At 70.2% G+C, this 15660-nt stretch carries 16 protein-coding genes and 1 pseudogene; 10 read left to right on the top strand and 7 right to left on the bottom strand.

The window, feature by feature from the left end; all coding sequences use genetic code 11:
* Positions 1-41: 41 nt before the first annotated feature.
* A complete protein-coding gene (locus ABD212_RS00250) occupies positions 42-857 on the top strand; it encodes an LLM class flavin-dependent oxidoreductase (RefSeq protein ID WP_344089971.1) in 816 nt (271 codons plus the stop codon).
* A 22-nt stretch (positions 858-879) separates the two neighbouring features.
* Here ABD212_RS00250 and ABD212_RS00245 read toward each other — a convergent pair whose 3' ends face one another.
* Genes ABD212_RS00245 through ABD212_RS00225 form a run of 5 tightly spaced genes read right to left on the bottom strand, consistent with a single transcriptional unit; the run spans position 880 to position 7220 of the window.
* On the bottom strand, positions 880-1620 hold the full coding sequence (locus tag ABD212_RS00245; RefSeq protein WP_344089969.1) for a class I SAM-dependent methyltransferase: 741 nt from the start codon (positions 1618-1620) through the stop codon (positions 880-882).
* Positions 1621-1667: 47 nt separating this feature from the next.
* Positions 1668-2528: a fumarylacetoacetate hydrolase family protein gene (locus ABD212_RS00240; RefSeq protein ID WP_344089967.1), complete on the bottom strand. Its 861-nt coding sequence runs from the start codon at positions 2526-2528 to the stop codon at positions 1668-1670.
* Between the two features lie 24 nt (positions 2529-2552).
* Complete coding sequence (locus tag ABD212_RS00235) at positions 2553-4145, bottom strand: FAD-dependent monooxygenase (protein ID WP_344089965.1); 1593 nt, start codon at positions 4143-4145, stop codon at positions 2553-2555.
* Between the two features lie 54 nt (positions 4146-4199).
* Entirely contained in the window at positions 4200-4811 is a 612-nt protein-coding gene (locus ABD212_RS00230; protein WP_344089963.1) for a VOC family protein, read from the bottom strand.
* Between the two features lie 36 nt (positions 4812-4847).
* Complete coding sequence (locus ABD212_RS00225) at positions 4848-7220, bottom strand: transketolase-like TK C-terminal-containing protein (RefSeq protein WP_344089961.1); 2373 nt, start codon at positions 7218-7220, stop codon at positions 4848-4850.
* Between the two features lie 115 nt (positions 7221-7335).
* On the opposite strand from ABD212_RS00225, the gene ABD212_RS00220 reads away from it, so the two are divergent.
* The 7 genes and pseudogenes from ABD212_RS00220 to ABD212_RS00190 all read left to right on the top strand — a co-directional run.
* Complete coding sequence (locus ABD212_RS00220) at positions 7336-8034, top strand: GntR family transcriptional regulator (RefSeq protein WP_344089959.1); 699 nt, start codon at positions 7336-7338, stop codon at positions 8032-8034.
* A 72-nt stretch (positions 8035-8106) separates the two neighbouring features.
* Complete coding sequence (locus ABD212_RS00215) at positions 8107-8979, top strand: SDR family oxidoreductase (RefSeq protein WP_344089957.1); 873 nt, start codon at positions 8107-8109, stop codon at positions 8977-8979.
* Positions 8976-9404, top strand: coding sequence for an HIT family protein (locus ABD212_RS00210; RefSeq protein ID WP_344089955.1), 429 nt, complete (start codon positions 8976-8978; stop codon positions 9402-9404). The genes ABD212_RS00215 and ABD212_RS00210 overlap by 4 nt, the downstream gene beginning before the upstream one ends.
* Positions 9405-9439: 35 nt before the next feature.
* Positions 9440-10312, top strand: a complete 873-nt coding sequence (locus tag ABD212_RS00205; RefSeq protein WP_344089953.1) for an alpha/beta fold hydrolase — start codon at positions 9440-9442, stop codon at positions 10310-10312.
* 4 nt (positions 10313-10316) lie between these two features.
* On the top strand, positions 10317-11396 hold the full coding sequence (locus ABD212_RS00200; protein WP_344089951.1) for an amidohydrolase family protein: 1080 nt from the start codon (positions 10317-10319) through the stop codon (positions 11394-11396).
* The gene (locus ABD212_RS00195) at positions 11393-12271 is read left to right on the top strand and encodes an NmrA family NAD(P)-binding protein (protein WP_344089948.1); all 879 of its coding nucleotides are present in this window, start codon (positions 11393-11395) and stop codon (positions 12269-12271) included. Before ABD212_RS00200 ends, ABD212_RS00195 begins: the two co-directional genes overlap by 4 nt.
* A 57-nt stretch (positions 12272-12328) precedes the next feature.
* A pseudogene (locus ABD212_RS00190) lies at positions 12329-13024 on the top strand (SDR family oxidoreductase); the annotation flags it as partial.
* An 88-nt stretch (positions 13025-13112) separates the two neighbouring features.
* Here the strand turns inward: ABD212_RS00190 and ABD212_RS18985 are convergent.
* Positions 13113-13538 carry a TetR family transcriptional regulator C-terminal domain-containing protein gene (locus tag ABD212_RS18985; RefSeq protein ID WP_425561217.1) on the bottom strand — a complete coding sequence of 142 codons (426 nt, stop codon included), beginning with the start codon at positions 13536-13538 and terminating at the stop codon, positions 13113-13115.
* Positions 13462-14706 (bottom strand): MFS transporter, encoded by a 1245-nt coding sequence (locus ABD212_RS00180; RefSeq protein WP_344089944.1) that lies wholly within the window; start codon positions 14704-14706, stop codon positions 13462-13464. The genes ABD212_RS18985 and ABD212_RS00180 overlap by 77 nt, the downstream gene beginning before the upstream one ends.
* A gap of 64 nt (positions 14707-14770) precedes the next feature.
* On the opposite strand from ABD212_RS00180, the gene ABD212_RS00175 reads away from it, so the two are divergent.
* Together ABD212_RS00175 and ABD212_RS00170 are read left to right on the top strand one after the other, a co-directional pair.
* A complete protein-coding gene (locus ABD212_RS00175) occupies positions 14771-15253 on the top strand; it encodes a winged helix-turn-helix transcriptional regulator (RefSeq protein WP_344089942.1) in 483 nt (160 codons plus the stop codon).
* A 122-nt stretch (positions 15254-15375) separates the two neighbouring features.
* Positions 15376-15585 (top strand): hypothetical protein, encoded by a 210-nt coding sequence (locus tag ABD212_RS00170; protein ID WP_344089940.1) that lies wholly within the window; start codon positions 15376-15378, stop codon positions 15583-15585.
* Positions 15586-15660: the final 75 nt, after the last annotated feature.

The following is a 15660-nucleotide window of genomic DNA, read 5'->3' as shown; positions in this document are numbered from 1 at the left end:
AGGGGAATGCGCGGATTCGTTCGACGGACGAGCATGGCGATATGACGACATCACGACGCCCTTTCCGCTTCGGAGCCGTGGCCGGCGTGCGCGGTCCTGCATCGGCATGGACCGATGGCGCGCGCCGCCTCGAGGACGACGGGTACTCGACCCTCCTGGTACCCGACACGCTCTGGACCCCATCGCCGTTCCTCGTGCTCGCGGCCGTCGCCGCGGCCACGACCAACCTCCGCCTCGGGACGTGGGTGATCGCGTCGGCGCTGCGCCGACCGGCCGAGGTCGTGCGCGAGGTGAAGACGCTGCAGGAGCTGTCAGCCGGGCGGGTGGAGCTCGGCATCGGCGCGGGTCGTCCCGGCGGCGAACGTGATGCCGAGGCGCTCGGTGTCGAGTGGGGCAGCGCCGGCGCACGGGTCACGCAGGTCGAGGCGACCGTCACGGCGGTGCGCGGCGGCATCGACCCGGTTCCCCGGATCGTCATCGCGGGCAGCGGAGATCGGATGCTCGGAATCGCGGCCCGGATGGCGGACACCCTCGCGCTGCCGACTCCGCCGACCGCTGACCTCGCGACACTCGCGGCGCTCGCCGAGCGGGCACGGGTTCACGCAGGAGACATCGAGCTCGCCGTGCAGCTCACCGGGGTCGGCGACGACATCCCCGCGTGGCTGCGCCACCAGCAGGGGCTGACGCCGGACGGCCTGCGCGAGGCAGGATCCGCCACCATGCTGTCGGGGGATGTCGACCGCGACGCCGACGCCCTCGCAGAGCTGCGTGAGGCGACCGGCATCTCCTACCTCACGGTGCCGGGCGAGCTGACACCGCGTGTCGGGCCCCTCGTCGCGCGCGTGTCCGGCAGCTGAAGCCGGCGACGACACCGAGTCGCTAGACGGCTTCCAGCGCGATCAGGGGCGTGGTGTAGTGCTCGTGCACGGTCCCGCCGAGGCTGCAGACGGCATCCGCGGCCTCGTTCGCCTCGTCAGCGGTCCAGTTGCTGAAGGTCGCGAACAGCGCCCGCACCTGCGCGGCATCCAGGTCGATCGCCCACCGGAAAAGCTCCTGCCGGACGACGCGGAAGTGTCCCCCTCGGGTGAATGTCTCGGCCCATCGGGGCGGATCGAGCGCCTGGCGGTCATCCGGCGGCAGCGGTGCACGTGCGCGCACGATCGTCTCCACGCGCTCTCGAAACGGGGTGCGGGGCACGGATGGGTCGCCGTATTCGTTCGCCCATACCAGCAGGAGGCCGCGGTCCACCAGCGCTGCGCGCACCTTCGGCAGCACCACCGCCAGGTCCATCCAGTGGATGGATGTCGCAGCCACCACGACGTCGAAGGAGCCGGTGGGAAGCACCGCGTCCTCTGCGCGTGAGACGAGCACGACAGCTTCGGGGAACCGCTCACTCAGCCTCGCCGCGAGGTGGACTCCCGGTTCCACTGCCGTGACGGTCAGTCCCGCCTCGAGGAGAGGACCGGTGGCCTGTCCGCTCCCCGCACCGAGATCGAGCGCCCGCAGGCCCGGGCGCAGAGCGCCGAGCTCGTGCAGACAGGCCCACAGTGCGTCCGGATAGGGCGGACGCGCCGACTCGTAGCCTGCGGCATCCGCGTCGAAATGCATGGGGTCGCGCATCGTCCGACGATAGCTCGCCGAAAGGAGAGAAGCGCCCGTCGCGCGGCTCAGCGGTGGAAGCGCTGCGTGATCTTCCCGATCCCCTCGATCTCGGTGACGAGCGACTCGCCGTCGACGAGGAATCGCTTGGGCTCCATCCCCGCACCGACGCCGGACGGGGTTCCCGTGAAGATGAGGTCTCCTGGAATCAGTTCGAGCGTCTGCGACAGGATGCTGACGAGCTGCGGCACGGTGAAGATCAGCTGATCGGTCGAGCCGTCCTGCACCCGGTCCTCGGTGCCGTCGGCTCCGACGATCGTCGTGGAGATCCCCAGAACGCCGGGATCGGCGAACTCGTCGAGTGAGACGATGACCGGGCCCGTCGGACCGAAGCCCTCGAACGACTTCCCCATGCTGAACTGGGCGGGCTGCCCCTGCCATTGCACCGTCCGCTCGGACAGGTCCTGTCCGACGGTGTAGCCGGCGACGCGCGAAAGCGCCTCCGACTCCGGGATGTCGCGCCCGCCCGCTCCGATCACCACGACGAGCTCGGCCTCCCAGTCGACGGTGTCACCGGGCAGGTGCACATCGACATCCGGGCCGACGACCGATGAGGCGAACTTGGTGAACACCACCGGACGCTCCGGGATCGGCAGCCCCGACTCCCGGGCGTGGTCGGCGTAGTTGAGGCCGACGCCGATCACCTGACGCGGGCGCGGTGACGGCGCATCGAGATCCGCCGCGGAGAAGGGCGCGGATGCCGCATGCCCGGTCACATCGACGGAGTCCGCCCACGCGGCGAACTCATTCCAGCGGGCGAACACCGCGGCGGGGTCGGCGGAGAACGTCCCCCCGCTCGCTCGCTCCACGTCGAGGGCGAGGTCGTCCGCGACGAGGACGAGGCGCTGGGAGAGGTTGGCGATGCGCACGAGGCGCTCCTTTCGGTGGGGGTGTCAGTGCGCGCTCGCGGGGAGGCCCCGCAGCGCGTCATCCAGTGCGGCGGACGGGTCGGCTGACGCGGATCCGACCCAGGCGATGTGCTGGTCGGGACGCACGAGCACGACCTCATCGCCCGCGACGGGAGCGAATCCATGCGCCGCGGGATCGACGTGGACGAGCGGCACGCCACGGCGGGCCGCGGCATCCGTCCACGCATGGGCATCGCCGCCCAGCACGGTGAACTCCTGTCCGAGCAGGTCGTAGAGCGACCCGCCCGAGTCGTTGCGGCTGTGCGGCAGACGGTTGCCGGGACGCGGGATCGGCCTGTACACGTCGGATGCCGGCGCCTGGGCGGCGGCATCCGAGCCGTAGCCGTAGCCCAGCACGAGGCCGAGGCTGAAGAACTCGGCGCGTTTGAAGGTGTCGACGGCGTCCGCCGCGGCCGCCCTCGCCCGAGCCCCGTCGGCGCTGTCGTCGAGCAGCTCGGGGGAACTGAGATCGTTCGAGAGCACCTTCATGTTGCGGACGGCGAGGTCGATCGTCTGCTGCGCCACGGGGCGACGCTCGGACTCGTACGACGTGAGCAGTGCGGGCGGCGCCCAGCCGTTGATGACGCCGCCGAGCTTCCACGCGAGGTTCACGGCGTCGCCGACTCCGGTGTTGAATCCGTGCCCGCCCCACGGCGGGTTCTGGTGCGCGGCGTCGCCGACGATGTAGGTGCGGCCCGAGCCGTAGGAATTCGCGAGCAGCAGCCGCGCCTGCCATGGGTCGGTGGCGAGCACCTCGACGTCGATGTCCGCTCCGACGAGGGCGCGGACGAGCCGCGCGGCCTCCGCGTCGTCGGCGACGGACTCGGTGCCGGTCGCGATGGCCCACCAGGTGCCGTGGAGGTCGAGCGGGCCGACGACGCCGGGCGCATTCGGGTTCAGCACCCAGTGGTGCACCGCAGTCCGAGTGGGCAGCAGGCCCGCCAGCTGCGACGAGCGGAACGTGATGTTCACGTTCTTGCGCCCACCCGCGGCGCCCTCGTAGTGCGCTCCGAGCGCCTCGCGCACGACGCTTCGGGAGCCGTCGGCGCCGACCACGTACTCGGCTTCGATGACGGATGCCGCGCCCCCGGCATCCGTCACCGTCACGCGCGGTCGCGGACCCGACAGATCGACCCCGGAGACGCGGCTGCCGAAGCGGGTGGAGGCGAGCGGATGCTGCGCGATAAGCGCCCGCAGCACCTCCTCGACCACGGGCTGGGTGACCTGCTGCGCGGCCTCCGACGTCAGGTCGGAGTCCACGAGGTCGAGCCCGAGCACGCCGTCGAACCAGGCGATGTCGATGCCGGACACCGTCGTGCAGAACCGGACGGCCTGCGACCATTCGACCGGCAACGCGGCCCGACGGCGGATCTGGGCTGCCGCGCCGGTGCGGCGGAACAGCTCCATCGACCGCGCCGACGTGGTCTTCGCGCGCGGCCTCGAGTGCTCCACGATCTCGCGCGGTTCGATGACCAGGGCGGCCACACCGTGGTGCGCGAGCTCGAGCGCGGTGGTCAGCCCGACCGGGCCGCCACCGGCGATCAGCACCGGCACGGCGGCGGCGGCGTCATCCGTCATGGCGTCAGCCCTTCCGCGGCGAGGGAGCGAGGCATCCCGCTCAGCACGCTGCGATCACCAGACCTCGGGCAGGAAGATGTCGGCGGGGATGACCTCGGGCAGGTACTCGCCGGCCCTGGTGCGCTCGTGGATCTCCTGGAAGGACAGCCCGGCCTCGCGCGCCGCGACGAGCTTCTCGGGATCGAACCACGTGCCGATGGGGTTCTCGGCGAACTCCTTGGCGTTGGCGATCCACTCGCTCGAGTCGGCCCAGTCGCCGAACCCGTCGACCTGGATCTCGACGCCGTTGCCGTCGGGGTCCTGGTAGTAGACCGACATCGTGATGCCGTGGTCGAGCTGCAGGAAGGGCAGGATTCCGTGGTTGCGGAGGCGGATGTAGTTGTTCATCCACATGTCGAACGTCGAGAACTCGAATGCGGTGTGGTGGATGCCGGTCTCGTGACCCTTGTCGGTGGGGTGCTTGAGTCCGGGGGGCGAGAGGAACGCGATGCGGTGATTCGCCTCGTCGTTCGTGAGCCACGACGCCTCGTCGCTCTGGAAGACGGGCTTCAGTCCGCACACGAGTCCGTACCACTCCACCATCTGGTTCATGCGCAGGGTGGTGAAGGTGGTGTGGTGCAGCTTGGGCGGGTTCGCCGGCCGGTTGGTCGCCTTGTTCTCGGGCATGATCTCTCTCCTTCGAGTGATGGGGGTTGAGGTGCGTCAGTGACGCGGGGATGGGTCTACGAGGTCGAGGGCCGCCCCCACCTGGGCGTCGGGCCCGATGCCGTGGAGGCGGTACAGCTCCTGCAGCGTTCCGGTCTGGCCGAACTCGGTCACACCGAGGTTGATGCTGCGGACGCCGTGCACGGCGGCGAGGAACGCCAGGGTGTGCGGGTGCCCGTCGAGGATGGTGACCATGGGGGTGGCACGATCGGCGGGGAAGAGCTGGTCGACGATCGCCGGATCGCCGGCCCCGGCATCCCGCGATCCGTGCCCGGTGCGCGCGCGCACGGCTCGGTACAGCCGGTCGGCGCTCGTCACGCACACCACGTCGGCCGGGATGCCGAGTTCTCCGAGTCGATCGGCGGCGACGAGCACCTCGGGGAGGACCGCACCCATTCCGACGAGCGTCACGGCCGGAGCCGCGGCACGGCGCAGCGCGTAGCCGCCGGCGACGACCTGCCTGCGACGGCGCTCGCGCGCCGCCGGATCGACCGGCACAGCGGCCATGCTCTGATCGAGCACGCGCGAGGAGAGGCGGAAGTAGCTGGAGGATCCGCCGGCGCGACCGAGCCGGCCGAGCGCGTCGAGCATGCACCATTCGAAGTCCTGCACGAACGCCGGCTCGAACGAGACCACTCCGGGCTGCTCGATGCCGATGGAGGGCGTGATGATCGACTGGTGCGCTCCGCCCTCGGCGGCGAGCGTGACGCCCGACGGCGTGCCGATCAGGATCGACTGGCCGCCGCCGTAGACGCCGAACGACCAGGGCTCGAGTGCACGCGTCACGAAGGGGTCGTAGAGGGTGCCGATCGGCAGCAAGGGCTCGCCCCAGCGGCTCCACGTCGCGCCAAGCTCACCGAGCAGTGACACGAGGTTGACCTCCGCGATGCCGAGTTCGACGTGCTGGCCGGTGGGGCGCTCGTCCCAGTGCAGGATCGTCTCGGCATCGTCGGCGAACCAGTCGCGCTTCGCCGTCGACGACCACACGCCCGCCTTGTTGACCCAGCCGCCGAGATTGGTGGATGACGCGACATCCGGTGCGACGGTCACGACACGCCGCGCGGCCGCCGGCGCGAGCCTGGTGAGGTCGAGCAGCAGCCGCCCGAGCGCCTGCTGCGTGGAGCTGTGGCCCTTGATCTCGCGGCCGAAGTCGGCGGGAACCGTGGGCGGCTCGGCGACCGCGACGGGGCGGCGGCGCAGCCGCTCAGCGGTCCGTGTGCACAGCAGCGCGGCATCCGACCCCTCGGCGAACCCGCGCCACGGCTCCGTGACGTCCTCGCCCAGCTGCTGCGCGACGAGCGCGAGTTGATCGGGCTTGAGCAGGTTCGAGTGGTTCTGCGGGTGGCCCGCGTTCGGGAGGCCGTTGCCCTTGATGGTGTACGCGAAGATCACGGTCGGGCGGCTGTCGTCGATCCGGTCGAACGCATCGACCAGGCTCGGGATGTCGTGACCCGCCAGTCCCCGGATGACGCGGGTGACCTGCGTGTCGTCGAGGCCATCCAGCAGAGCGCGGATGTCGCCGGCTCCCGGTCCCTCGCCCGGCAGGCGCTCGCGCAGCTCGGCGGGCGAGCAGCGCAGCAGCCGCTGATACTCGGGGTTCGACATCCCGTCGATGCGGTCCTTCAGGTGATGGCCGCCCGGTGCATCGAACAGGGCCGTGAGGAAACGGCCGTATTTGAGGGTGATGACCTGCCAGCCGGCGGCGGCGAACATCGCCTGCAACCGGGTGGCGGAGATGTTCGGCACCACCCGGTCGAGCGACTGGCGGTTGAAGTCGACGATCCACACGAGCTCGCCGAGGTCGGTCACGCTGGGGTCGAGCACGGCCTCCCACACGGCGCCCTCGTCCAGCTCCGCGTCGCCGACGAGGCTGTACTGACGGCCCGCGCTGCGCGGGACGCTCGCGGTGTCCGCGGCGTATCGACGCGCGATCGCGCCCCAGATCGGCGCGGTCGCCCCGATGCCGACGGAGCCGGTGGAGTAGTCGACCGTATCGGGGTCCTTGGACCGGCTCGGGTAGCTCTGCAGACCGTGGAAGGCGCGGAGGGTGCCGAGCTGCTCCGGAGTCAGCTCACCGAGGAGGTAGTTGATCGCATGAAGAACCGGCGAAGCGTGCGGCTTGACCGACACGCGATCCTCGCTCGTGAGCTGCGTGAACCAGAGCGCGGTCATGATGGTGGTCATCGAGGCGCTGGATGCCTGGTGCCCGCCGATCTTCAGACCGTCGGGATCCTTGCGCGAGGGGGAGTTCGCCGCGTCGATGATGGCGGTGGACAGCCACAGCACCTTGCGTTCGACTTCCGCCAGGAGGTCCATGTCGAGCTCGCGGAGCGCGGCCCGCTCCGCCTCGGACTGCGTCGATGCCGTCATCGGAAACCTCCTTGTCCCATCAGGATATATTCTATACAGTAGCGATTGCCACCATCACGTCAAGTGCTCAGAGTGAAGCACATGCCACGATGGACGCAGACACCGAGGAGGGTGCATGGCGCTCGAAGGCCGAGTCCGGTCCGTTGCGGCCGCCAACAGTTCGGCGGTCGATCTCGTGACCGCCGAGATCCGGCGAGCCGTGCTCACGGGCGCTCTCCCCGCGGGTCAGCAGTTCTCGATCCAGGATCTGGCCGCCCAGCTCGGCGTGAGCCACATCCCGATCCGCGAGGCCCTTCGCCGGCTCGAGTCCCAGGGGCTGATCGTGCTGCGACAGGCTCGCGCCGCGAGCGTGGCGCCCCTCTCGAGCAGCGACCTGGAAGCCATCTACCGGCTGCGCTACCTCATCGAACTCCCGCTGGCCGGCGCGTCGGCGGGCACCCGCTCGGCCGATCAGATCGCCCGGCTGGATGAGCTTCTCGAGTTGAGCCGGGACGAGGACCCCGAGGTCGCATGGCAGGGCCACTACGACTTCCACGAGGCGCTCGTTCATCCGGCGTCGAATGACTGGGATGACCGGCTGCTGCACACGCTGTGGATGGCTGCCGAGCGATACACGCATCTCGTCTTCGACCCGACGCGGATCACCGAGGCAGAGCGGGCCCGCCGCTACGAGACCCACCGCATCCTGCGCGAAGCGGCGGTCGCCGACGACGCCGCTGCGATGACCCAGGCCCTGCGTCAGCACCTGAAGCGCAACGAGGAGCGGATCCTCACGCACATCCGAGCCCTCGAACCCCACCCGCAAGCCCACTGACCCACCGCTCTTGCGCGGTCGCGGATCACCTCTTACCATGCAGAATATATCCTAGCGAATAGCGAGATCCTGATGCCCGTACTCGTGCTCGGCGCCACCGGCAACGTCGGCCCGCACGTCGTGAATGAACTCGACGCACTCGGCGAGAGCGTACGCGTCCTCGTCCGCGACGCCGGCAGAGCCCGCGCGCTGCTCGGCGACGACGCCGAGGTGATCGGTGGCGATGCCACCGATCCCGCCGTGCTCGCGAGCGCCCTCGATGGCGTGGAGAGCGTCTTCCTGCTCACCCCGCACGCGTTCGACATGTCGGACTTCCAGCTCCGGGTGATCCGCGAGCTGCGGCGCACCGGCATCCGGATCGTGAAGCTGTCGGGCACGAGCTCGGCCATCACCCCCGACGGACCCCATGCCTGCCGTCAGCACTGGGAGATCGAGCGCGTCCTCGAGGCGAGCGGGCAGCCCTTCGTCATCCTGCGCCCGAACTCGTTCATGCAGGTGCTCGTCGGCCGGCTGATGCTTCCCGCGCTTCGGGCGACCGGCAGGATCATGAACCCCCTCGGCTCGGCCGGCATCAGCCTCATCGACGCCCGCGATGTCGGCGCCGTTGCGGCACGAGTGCTCACAGGCCACGACTGGGATGGCCAGACCCTCGCGCTCACCGGCCCCCGCGCGATCACCTACCCCGAGATCGCTCAGCTGGTCTCGGCGCGCACCGGCTCGGCCGTCGACGTCGTCGACATCACCCCGGGCGATGTGCGCACCTCGCTCGTCGCCCGGGGCACCGAGGAGTGGGAGGCGGATCACTTCGCCGAAATGTACGAGCTGTTCCGCGCCGGCGAATCGGAGTTCGTCACCGACACCGTGCAGCAGGTCACGGGGCGCCCCCCGAGGACCGTCGAGGCCTACCTCGACGAGACCCTCGCGCCGGCCGGGGTGGACGCGTGAGCGCCTGCCTGCCCTGCGACCTGGAGCAGGCGGATGCCGCAGCCATCGTCTATCGCGACGACACCTGGTCGTGCGACGTGGCCGCGGGGTACGACGTGCCGGGCTGGTACATCCTGCGGCTGCGCCGGCACGCCGAAGGCTGGGCCGGTCTCTCCGCCGCGGAGGCCGCGGGTTTCGGTGGGGTGTCCCAGCAGGTCGCGGCGGCGATCCGCGACGCGACCGGCTCCCCCACGGTGTACTTCATGAGCTTCGGCGAGAACTACCCGCACTTCCACTTCCTCGTGACCGCCCGGCCATCCGACCTGGCGCCCGAGCATCGCGGAGCCGGCATCCTCGGCCTCCGCGAAGCGGGCCGCGACCTGCCCGCATCCCTCGCGATCGCCGCCGATGTGCGCGACGCGCTCCTCCCGCAGCCGACCACCTGACCGTTCCAGCCACCCACCCAACCGAAAGGACGACGATGTCCACCTCATTCACCCACACCTCCGCCGACGGCCGCGCCTACACCGGCCGACGCAACAGCATCGAGCCGACCGCCGGCGCCCCGCTCGTGATCGCGCTGCACGGCGGCACCTACACGTCCGAGTACTTCGACATCTCCGGGTATTCGCTGCTCGACCGCGCCGAGGCGGCAGGCGTTCCGGTCATCGCCCTCGACCGTCCCAACTACGTCGGCTCGAGCCCGCTCGAGAGCGACGACTCGATCATCCTCGCGAACGCGGACGTCCTCACGGACGCGATCGGCGAGATCTGGGAGGAGCACGGGGGCGCAGCATCCGGAATCGTGCTCATCGCTCACTCGATCGGAGCCGCCGTCGCGACCGCGATCGCCGCTTCACAGCCGTCGTGGCCGCTGCAGGGACTCGCGATCTCAGGATGCCTCGTGCGCGTCCCCGAAGAATCCCGCGGCGCATGGGAGGCACTCCCCCCGATCCCGATGATCGAGCTGCCCGTGCCCATGAAGGACATGGTCATGTTCGGCCCGGCCGGCACGTACTCCGACGACATGCCCGCCGCGAGCCACCCCTCGAACACGCTCGTGCCCAAAGCCGAGCTGCTCGACATCACAGGCGGATGGATCCAGCGCCGCGCCGAGGTGTGCGGCCAGGTCACGGTGCCGGTGCACCATCGTCAGGGCGAGTTCGACGCGCTCTGGGTGACGAACCAGAACGAAGTCGACACATTCCGCGAGGGGTTCACGTCCGCGGCGGCAATCGACTCCGCCCTGCAGCTCGGCAGCGGTCACTGCATCGACTTCCATCTGCCGAGCGCCGAGTTCCAGGACTCGCAGCTGGTCTTCGCCAAGGCGTGCGCGCAGACGGCCACGGTGTAGAAGCATGGCGACGGTCCTGCGCAACGTCCACGTCTTCGACGGGGACGGATTCTCCGACCCGCGTGATGTCGCTCTGGCCGGCGGTGTGGTGGTCGAGGACGCGGGGCCGGATGCCGACATCGTCGACGGGGCCGGAGGCTATCTCGTCCCCGGCCTCATCGACTGCCACATCCACCTCGCCGGGCCGCACACCCAGGAGCTGCTCGCCGCCGCCGGAGTCACGACGGGCCTGGATATGAGCTCGCCTGCTCCGCTCGTCAACGCCATGCGGGGACGGGCCGGTGTGGCCGACATCCGCAGCGCGATGATGGCGACCACGTCGCCGGTGAGCGCCCACGCGGAGCGCATGAAGGACATCCCCGCCGCTCGCGAAGCGCTTGTCCCGAGCGCCGCCGACGCCGAGCAGGCGGTCGACCTCCGAGTCGCGCAGGGCGCCGACTACCTGAAGATCGTCATCGATCTGCCGGGCTTCGATGCCGAGACCGTCGACGCGCTCGTAGCCGCCGCCCACGCGCGAGGGCTGCGGACAGTCGCGCATGCGTCGAGATCGGATGCCGTCGCGATGGCGGAGGCGGCCGGGATCGATGTGCTCACGCACGCCCCGCTGGACAGGCCGGTAGAAGCGGCGCAGGCCGAGCGGCTCGCCGCGGCGGGCACCGTGGTGGTGCCGACGCTCACCATGATGCGGGGCATCACCGACGTCCTGCGCACGGCCGGCGTCCATGGCCCGTCGTACCAGGCGGCGCGCGAGTCCGTGCGGGCACTGCACAAGGCAGGCGTCCCCATCCTCGCGGGCACGGATGCCAACGAGACGCCCGCGGCACCGGCATCCCCGCCGTTCGGCTCGAGCCTGCACGACGAGCTCGAGCTGCTCGTCGAGGCCGGGCTGACACCGGTCGAGGCGCTGCGCGCGGCGACGTCGGTCGCGGCCGAACACTTCGGGCTCGCCGACCGCGGCACGATCGCGCCGGGGCTGCGGGCCGACCTCGTGCTGCTCGAGGCGGATCCGACCGCCGACATCAGCGCGACACGCTCGATCCGCGGCGTCTGGCTCGCCGGCGAGCGCCTGGCGGGCAGCGCGTGATCCTCGTCACCGCCGCCGCGGGCAACCAGGGGCGGCTGCTCATCCCGAAGCTGCTCGAGCGCGGCATCCCGGTGCGGGCCAGCGTGCAGTCGGCGGCATCCGCTGCCCGTCTCCGCGCGCTCGGCGTGAGCGACATCGTCGAGGGCGACCTTGCGGATCCCGACGTACAGCGCCGTGCCGTCCGGGGCGTGTCGAAGGTCTATCACGTCGGCGCGACGCTCAGCCCCGGCGAACGCGCCATGGGCATCGGGCTCATCGACGCCGGCCGCGCCGAGGGCGTGGAGCATTTCGTGTTCAGCTCCGTGCTGCACTCGATCGTCACCGATCTTGTTCAGCACGAGATCAAGCGGGATGTCGAAGAGCACCTGCTCTCGTCCGACCTCGAGTTCACGATCCTGCAGCCGTCGAACTACATGCTGCCGCTGAAGCTCAAGCCCGCCTTCGAGCGCGGCGTGTTCGAGCTGTCGTGGTCGCTCGAGCGCCGGCAGAGCCTCGTGGACCTCGACGACGTGACGGATGTCGCGGTGATGGCCCTGACCGACAGCGCGAGCCACGCCGCAGCGATGTACGAGCTCGTCGCTCCCGGCCGGTACACCGCTGCGGAGCTCGGCGAAGTCATCTCCCGCGTGCTCGGGCGGCCCATCGACGTCCGCGAGATCGACGCCGACACCTACGCCACGGCGTGGCTGGGCGACCGCGATCCGGCGACGGCTCCGCACCAGCTCGCCGTGCTGCGCTCGATCAGCGCGCGCTACAGCGCCCACGACTTCGTGGGGAACTCCAATGTCCTCACCTGGCTGCTCGGCCGCGAGCCGACGTCGTACGAGCAGTTCGTGCGACGCGAATGGAACGCCTGCTCGGCGGCCCGCCGATGAAGCTGACCGGCAGCACCATCCTCATCACCGGCGGAGGCACGGGGATCGGCCGCGGCCTCGCGGAAGCACTCCACGAGCGCTAACACGGTCATCATCGCCGGCCGCCGCGAGGACGTGCTCGCCGAAGTCGCGGCAGGCCGCCCCGGCATGGAGACGCTCGCCCTCGATGTCTCGGATGCCGAGAGCATCGCGACAGCCGCCGCGGACGTGCTGGCGCGGCATCCGGAGCTGAACGTCCTCGTCAACAACGCCGGCGTGATAATCGACGACGATCCGACGGCGCCGGTGGACGACGACGAGCTCATGAGGGTGGTATCGACGAATCTGCTCGGGCCCATCCGGATGGTCTCGGCGTTCATCGCACAGCTGCGCTCGGTTCCGGATGCCGCCATCGTCAACATCACCTCGATGCTCGGATATGCGCCGCTCGCGCGGTCGTCGCTCTACTCGGCGACGAAGGCCGCCATGCACTCTTACACCCTGTCCCTACGCTACCGGTCGGGAGACGCCGGGCCCGAGGTGATCGAGATCGCGCCGCCGTACACGCAGACGGCACTGCAGGCGGTCAACCTCACCGATCCGCGCGCGATGCCGCTCGAGGAGTTCATCGCCGAGACGCTCGCGGCGATCGAAGCCGGCGAGCCAGAGGCGTACGTCGCCCGTGCCCGCGAGCGACGGGACGCGCAGCGCGTCGACGACATCGGGATCACCACATGGTTCAACGACCTGATGAGGTCGCCGCGGCTGTCGTGAGGACGCCGGGCGATGTCGCGGCGGACCATCACCGTCCATAGCGCTTCGGCGATCAGCGTCGCCGCGGCGGCCCGACCGATCCTTCAGCTCAGCCCCGCGAATTGACTCCCATCGATTCCAGCAGGGCGTCGGCGATGGCCTCGAAGCGCTCGCTGCCATGCGACGGGCGTGAAACGAGCATCGCTCTTTCGAGGCCGGCGACGAGGGCCTCGGCGGTCGCGCGCGGCGACACCGGGGCCGGAATCCGCCCGTCCGCGACGCCCTGGTCGATCACGCCCTCGAGCCACACATAGCTGCGCCCGAAGAACTCCGACACCCGCTGCTGCACCGCCGCAGGCAGTGTCTCGAAGTCGGATGCGAGCATGCCGCAGAGGCACATGCGCCCGCGCGCCAGCACCGTGCCATAGATGCCGACATAGGCGCGCAGCTGTGCGTGCTCAGCCGGCCCGCGCGACCCGCCGCACGACGAGCATGTCCACGCCGGCGAGGACGAGCGCCGCCACGCAGAGCGCACCGAGGATCGGGGCCATCACGTCTACCGCCCGCCCGAGGCCGAATGCGGTCGCAAGCGCGCCCGCGCCGATCGCGGTGAGCGCCTGCAGCAGATACGCGAAGAGGTAGAGCAGTGAGAGCGTCGCCCCCCGGTGGTGCGCAGGCGCGGCACGGTTGATCAACCCGAGTCCCCCGGTGAACGAGAACGAGTAGGCGACTCCGCCGACGAGGCACCACACCAGGAAGAGCGCGATCGATCCGCTGGCGGCGACGGCGGCCATGAGGCTGAGGCCGACGAGCGACAGGCTCGCCCCCACCCACACGGCGATGCGCGCCGGCACCCGCGCGAGCAGCAGCGCGGTCGCCCCGATGGCGAGCGACGAGACGCCGAGCAGCGCGCCGATCACGATCATGTCGGTGGTGTGCGCGAACTGGCGCACCATGAGCGCTCCGAGCGACAGGAAGATCGCGCCGACGCAGTAGGCGATCGACACCGAGATGGCGGCGATGACGAAGATCCGTCGGATGCCGGCGGGCACCCGCAGCGGCTGGGGCCGCCATTGCACGGCGTCGACGGGACGATCGTCGGGTGTGGCCGCCAGTGCGATGAACGTCGCGGTCCCGAGCCCGAGCAGCACGACGTAGCTCCACACCAGCGGCAGGGGTGTGAGCTGGGCGAGCATCCCCGACACCACGAGCGCGAGCGTCAGCCCGGTCGAGGTCGAGACGGTCGCCAGCGAGCTCGCGAACCGAGGGTTGTCCGACACGTTGTGCTCCACGAGCGCGGCGCTCGCTGCACTCAGCGCGAGCCCGGTGCCGATGCCCTGCAGCACGCGTCCAGCGAACAGGAAGCCGACCCCGCTCGCGGCGGCGAACACGACAGCGGATGCCGCGATCAGGGCGACGCCCGTCATCATCGCGCGGCGGCGGCCGACGACATCCGACATCCCGCCGAAGAGGACGAGCGTGACGATCAGCGCCAGCGGATAGGTGCCGAACACGGCCGTGGTGACGGCCGGTGTGAGCTCCCAGCGCTGCGCGTAGAGCGGATACAGGACGCTCGGTGCGCCGCTGGACCACAGGCACAGCGCGAGGACGGCGGCCGCGGACCAGAACGTTCCCCGCGACCCGAGGATCGCCCGACGCGTGGAGGCGGAGCGGACGTCTACCAGATCGCTGAGGCGTGTCATTCCGTCAGCATACCCATCTGACTTGGTATTTCCAATTCAGAGGATTTCGACGTAGCCTGGATCCATGAGTCCGCGCCACCGCACGCCCGAGCCGCAGTGCCAGGTCGTCCGGACGCTTGACATCGTGGGCGAGAAGTGGTCGCTGCTGATCGTGCGCGACGCCCTGCGTGGTCGCACCCGGTTCTCGGAATTCCGCCACTCGCTCGGCGCACCGTCCGACATCCTGTCGGCGCGGCTCGCGTCTCTGGTCGAGTCCGGCATCCTCGAGAAGCGCGCCTATCGTGAGGCCGGCAGCCGCGAGCGCTCGAGCTACCACCTCACCGAGGCCGGACGCGGCCTGCAGGTCGTCATCGCCGCCATCCTGGACTGGAACGACCGGTTCGATCCCGCGCCGACAGGCCCGGGATCGAAGATCGTCGACGCGAGCGACGGGGCCCTCGTGCACGTCGCCTTCCGCGGGAACGACGAGCGCATCGTCGATGCCGACGACGTCGCCATCGTGCCCGGAGAGGGCGGAAACTGGGCGGAATCCGCAGTCTCCCGCTGAGCCTGCCACGCCGCCGCACCTGCCTGAGGAGCTGCAGCCGACCGAAATAAGGCAACTTCCGGATGGCGGCACCCCGCCTTAGGGACGAACGTCTCCCAGGACGAACCACCTGAGGAGTCATCATGATCGCCAACGAGTACCTCTTCCAGCACCTTCGCGAGGCCGAGGAGCAGCGCTTCCGGCAGGAGTTGGAGTACCGCCGCATTGCGCGCGAGCGCGGCGTCGACCGCGAATCGGCGGCCACGCACTTCGGCCACGTCGTGCGGGACACCGTGCGTCGCCTCCGCCGCCCGGCGCACACCGGAGCGTCGGTCCTCTCGCCCTCTCGATGACCTCGAGGGCGGGTTCGCTGACGGCGATACGGGGGCCGCGATGGGCCGCCCCGGATGTCGCAGGCCAGTGGGACG

Source organism: Microbacterium deminutum, assembly GCF_039530205.1.
Classification (GTDB): Bacteria; Actinomycetota; Actinomycetes; order Actinomycetales; family Microbacteriaceae; genus Microbacterium; species Microbacterium deminutum.
Note: the sequence above shows the minus strand (reverse complement) of the source record. Positions and strands in the feature narration are given on the sequence as shown.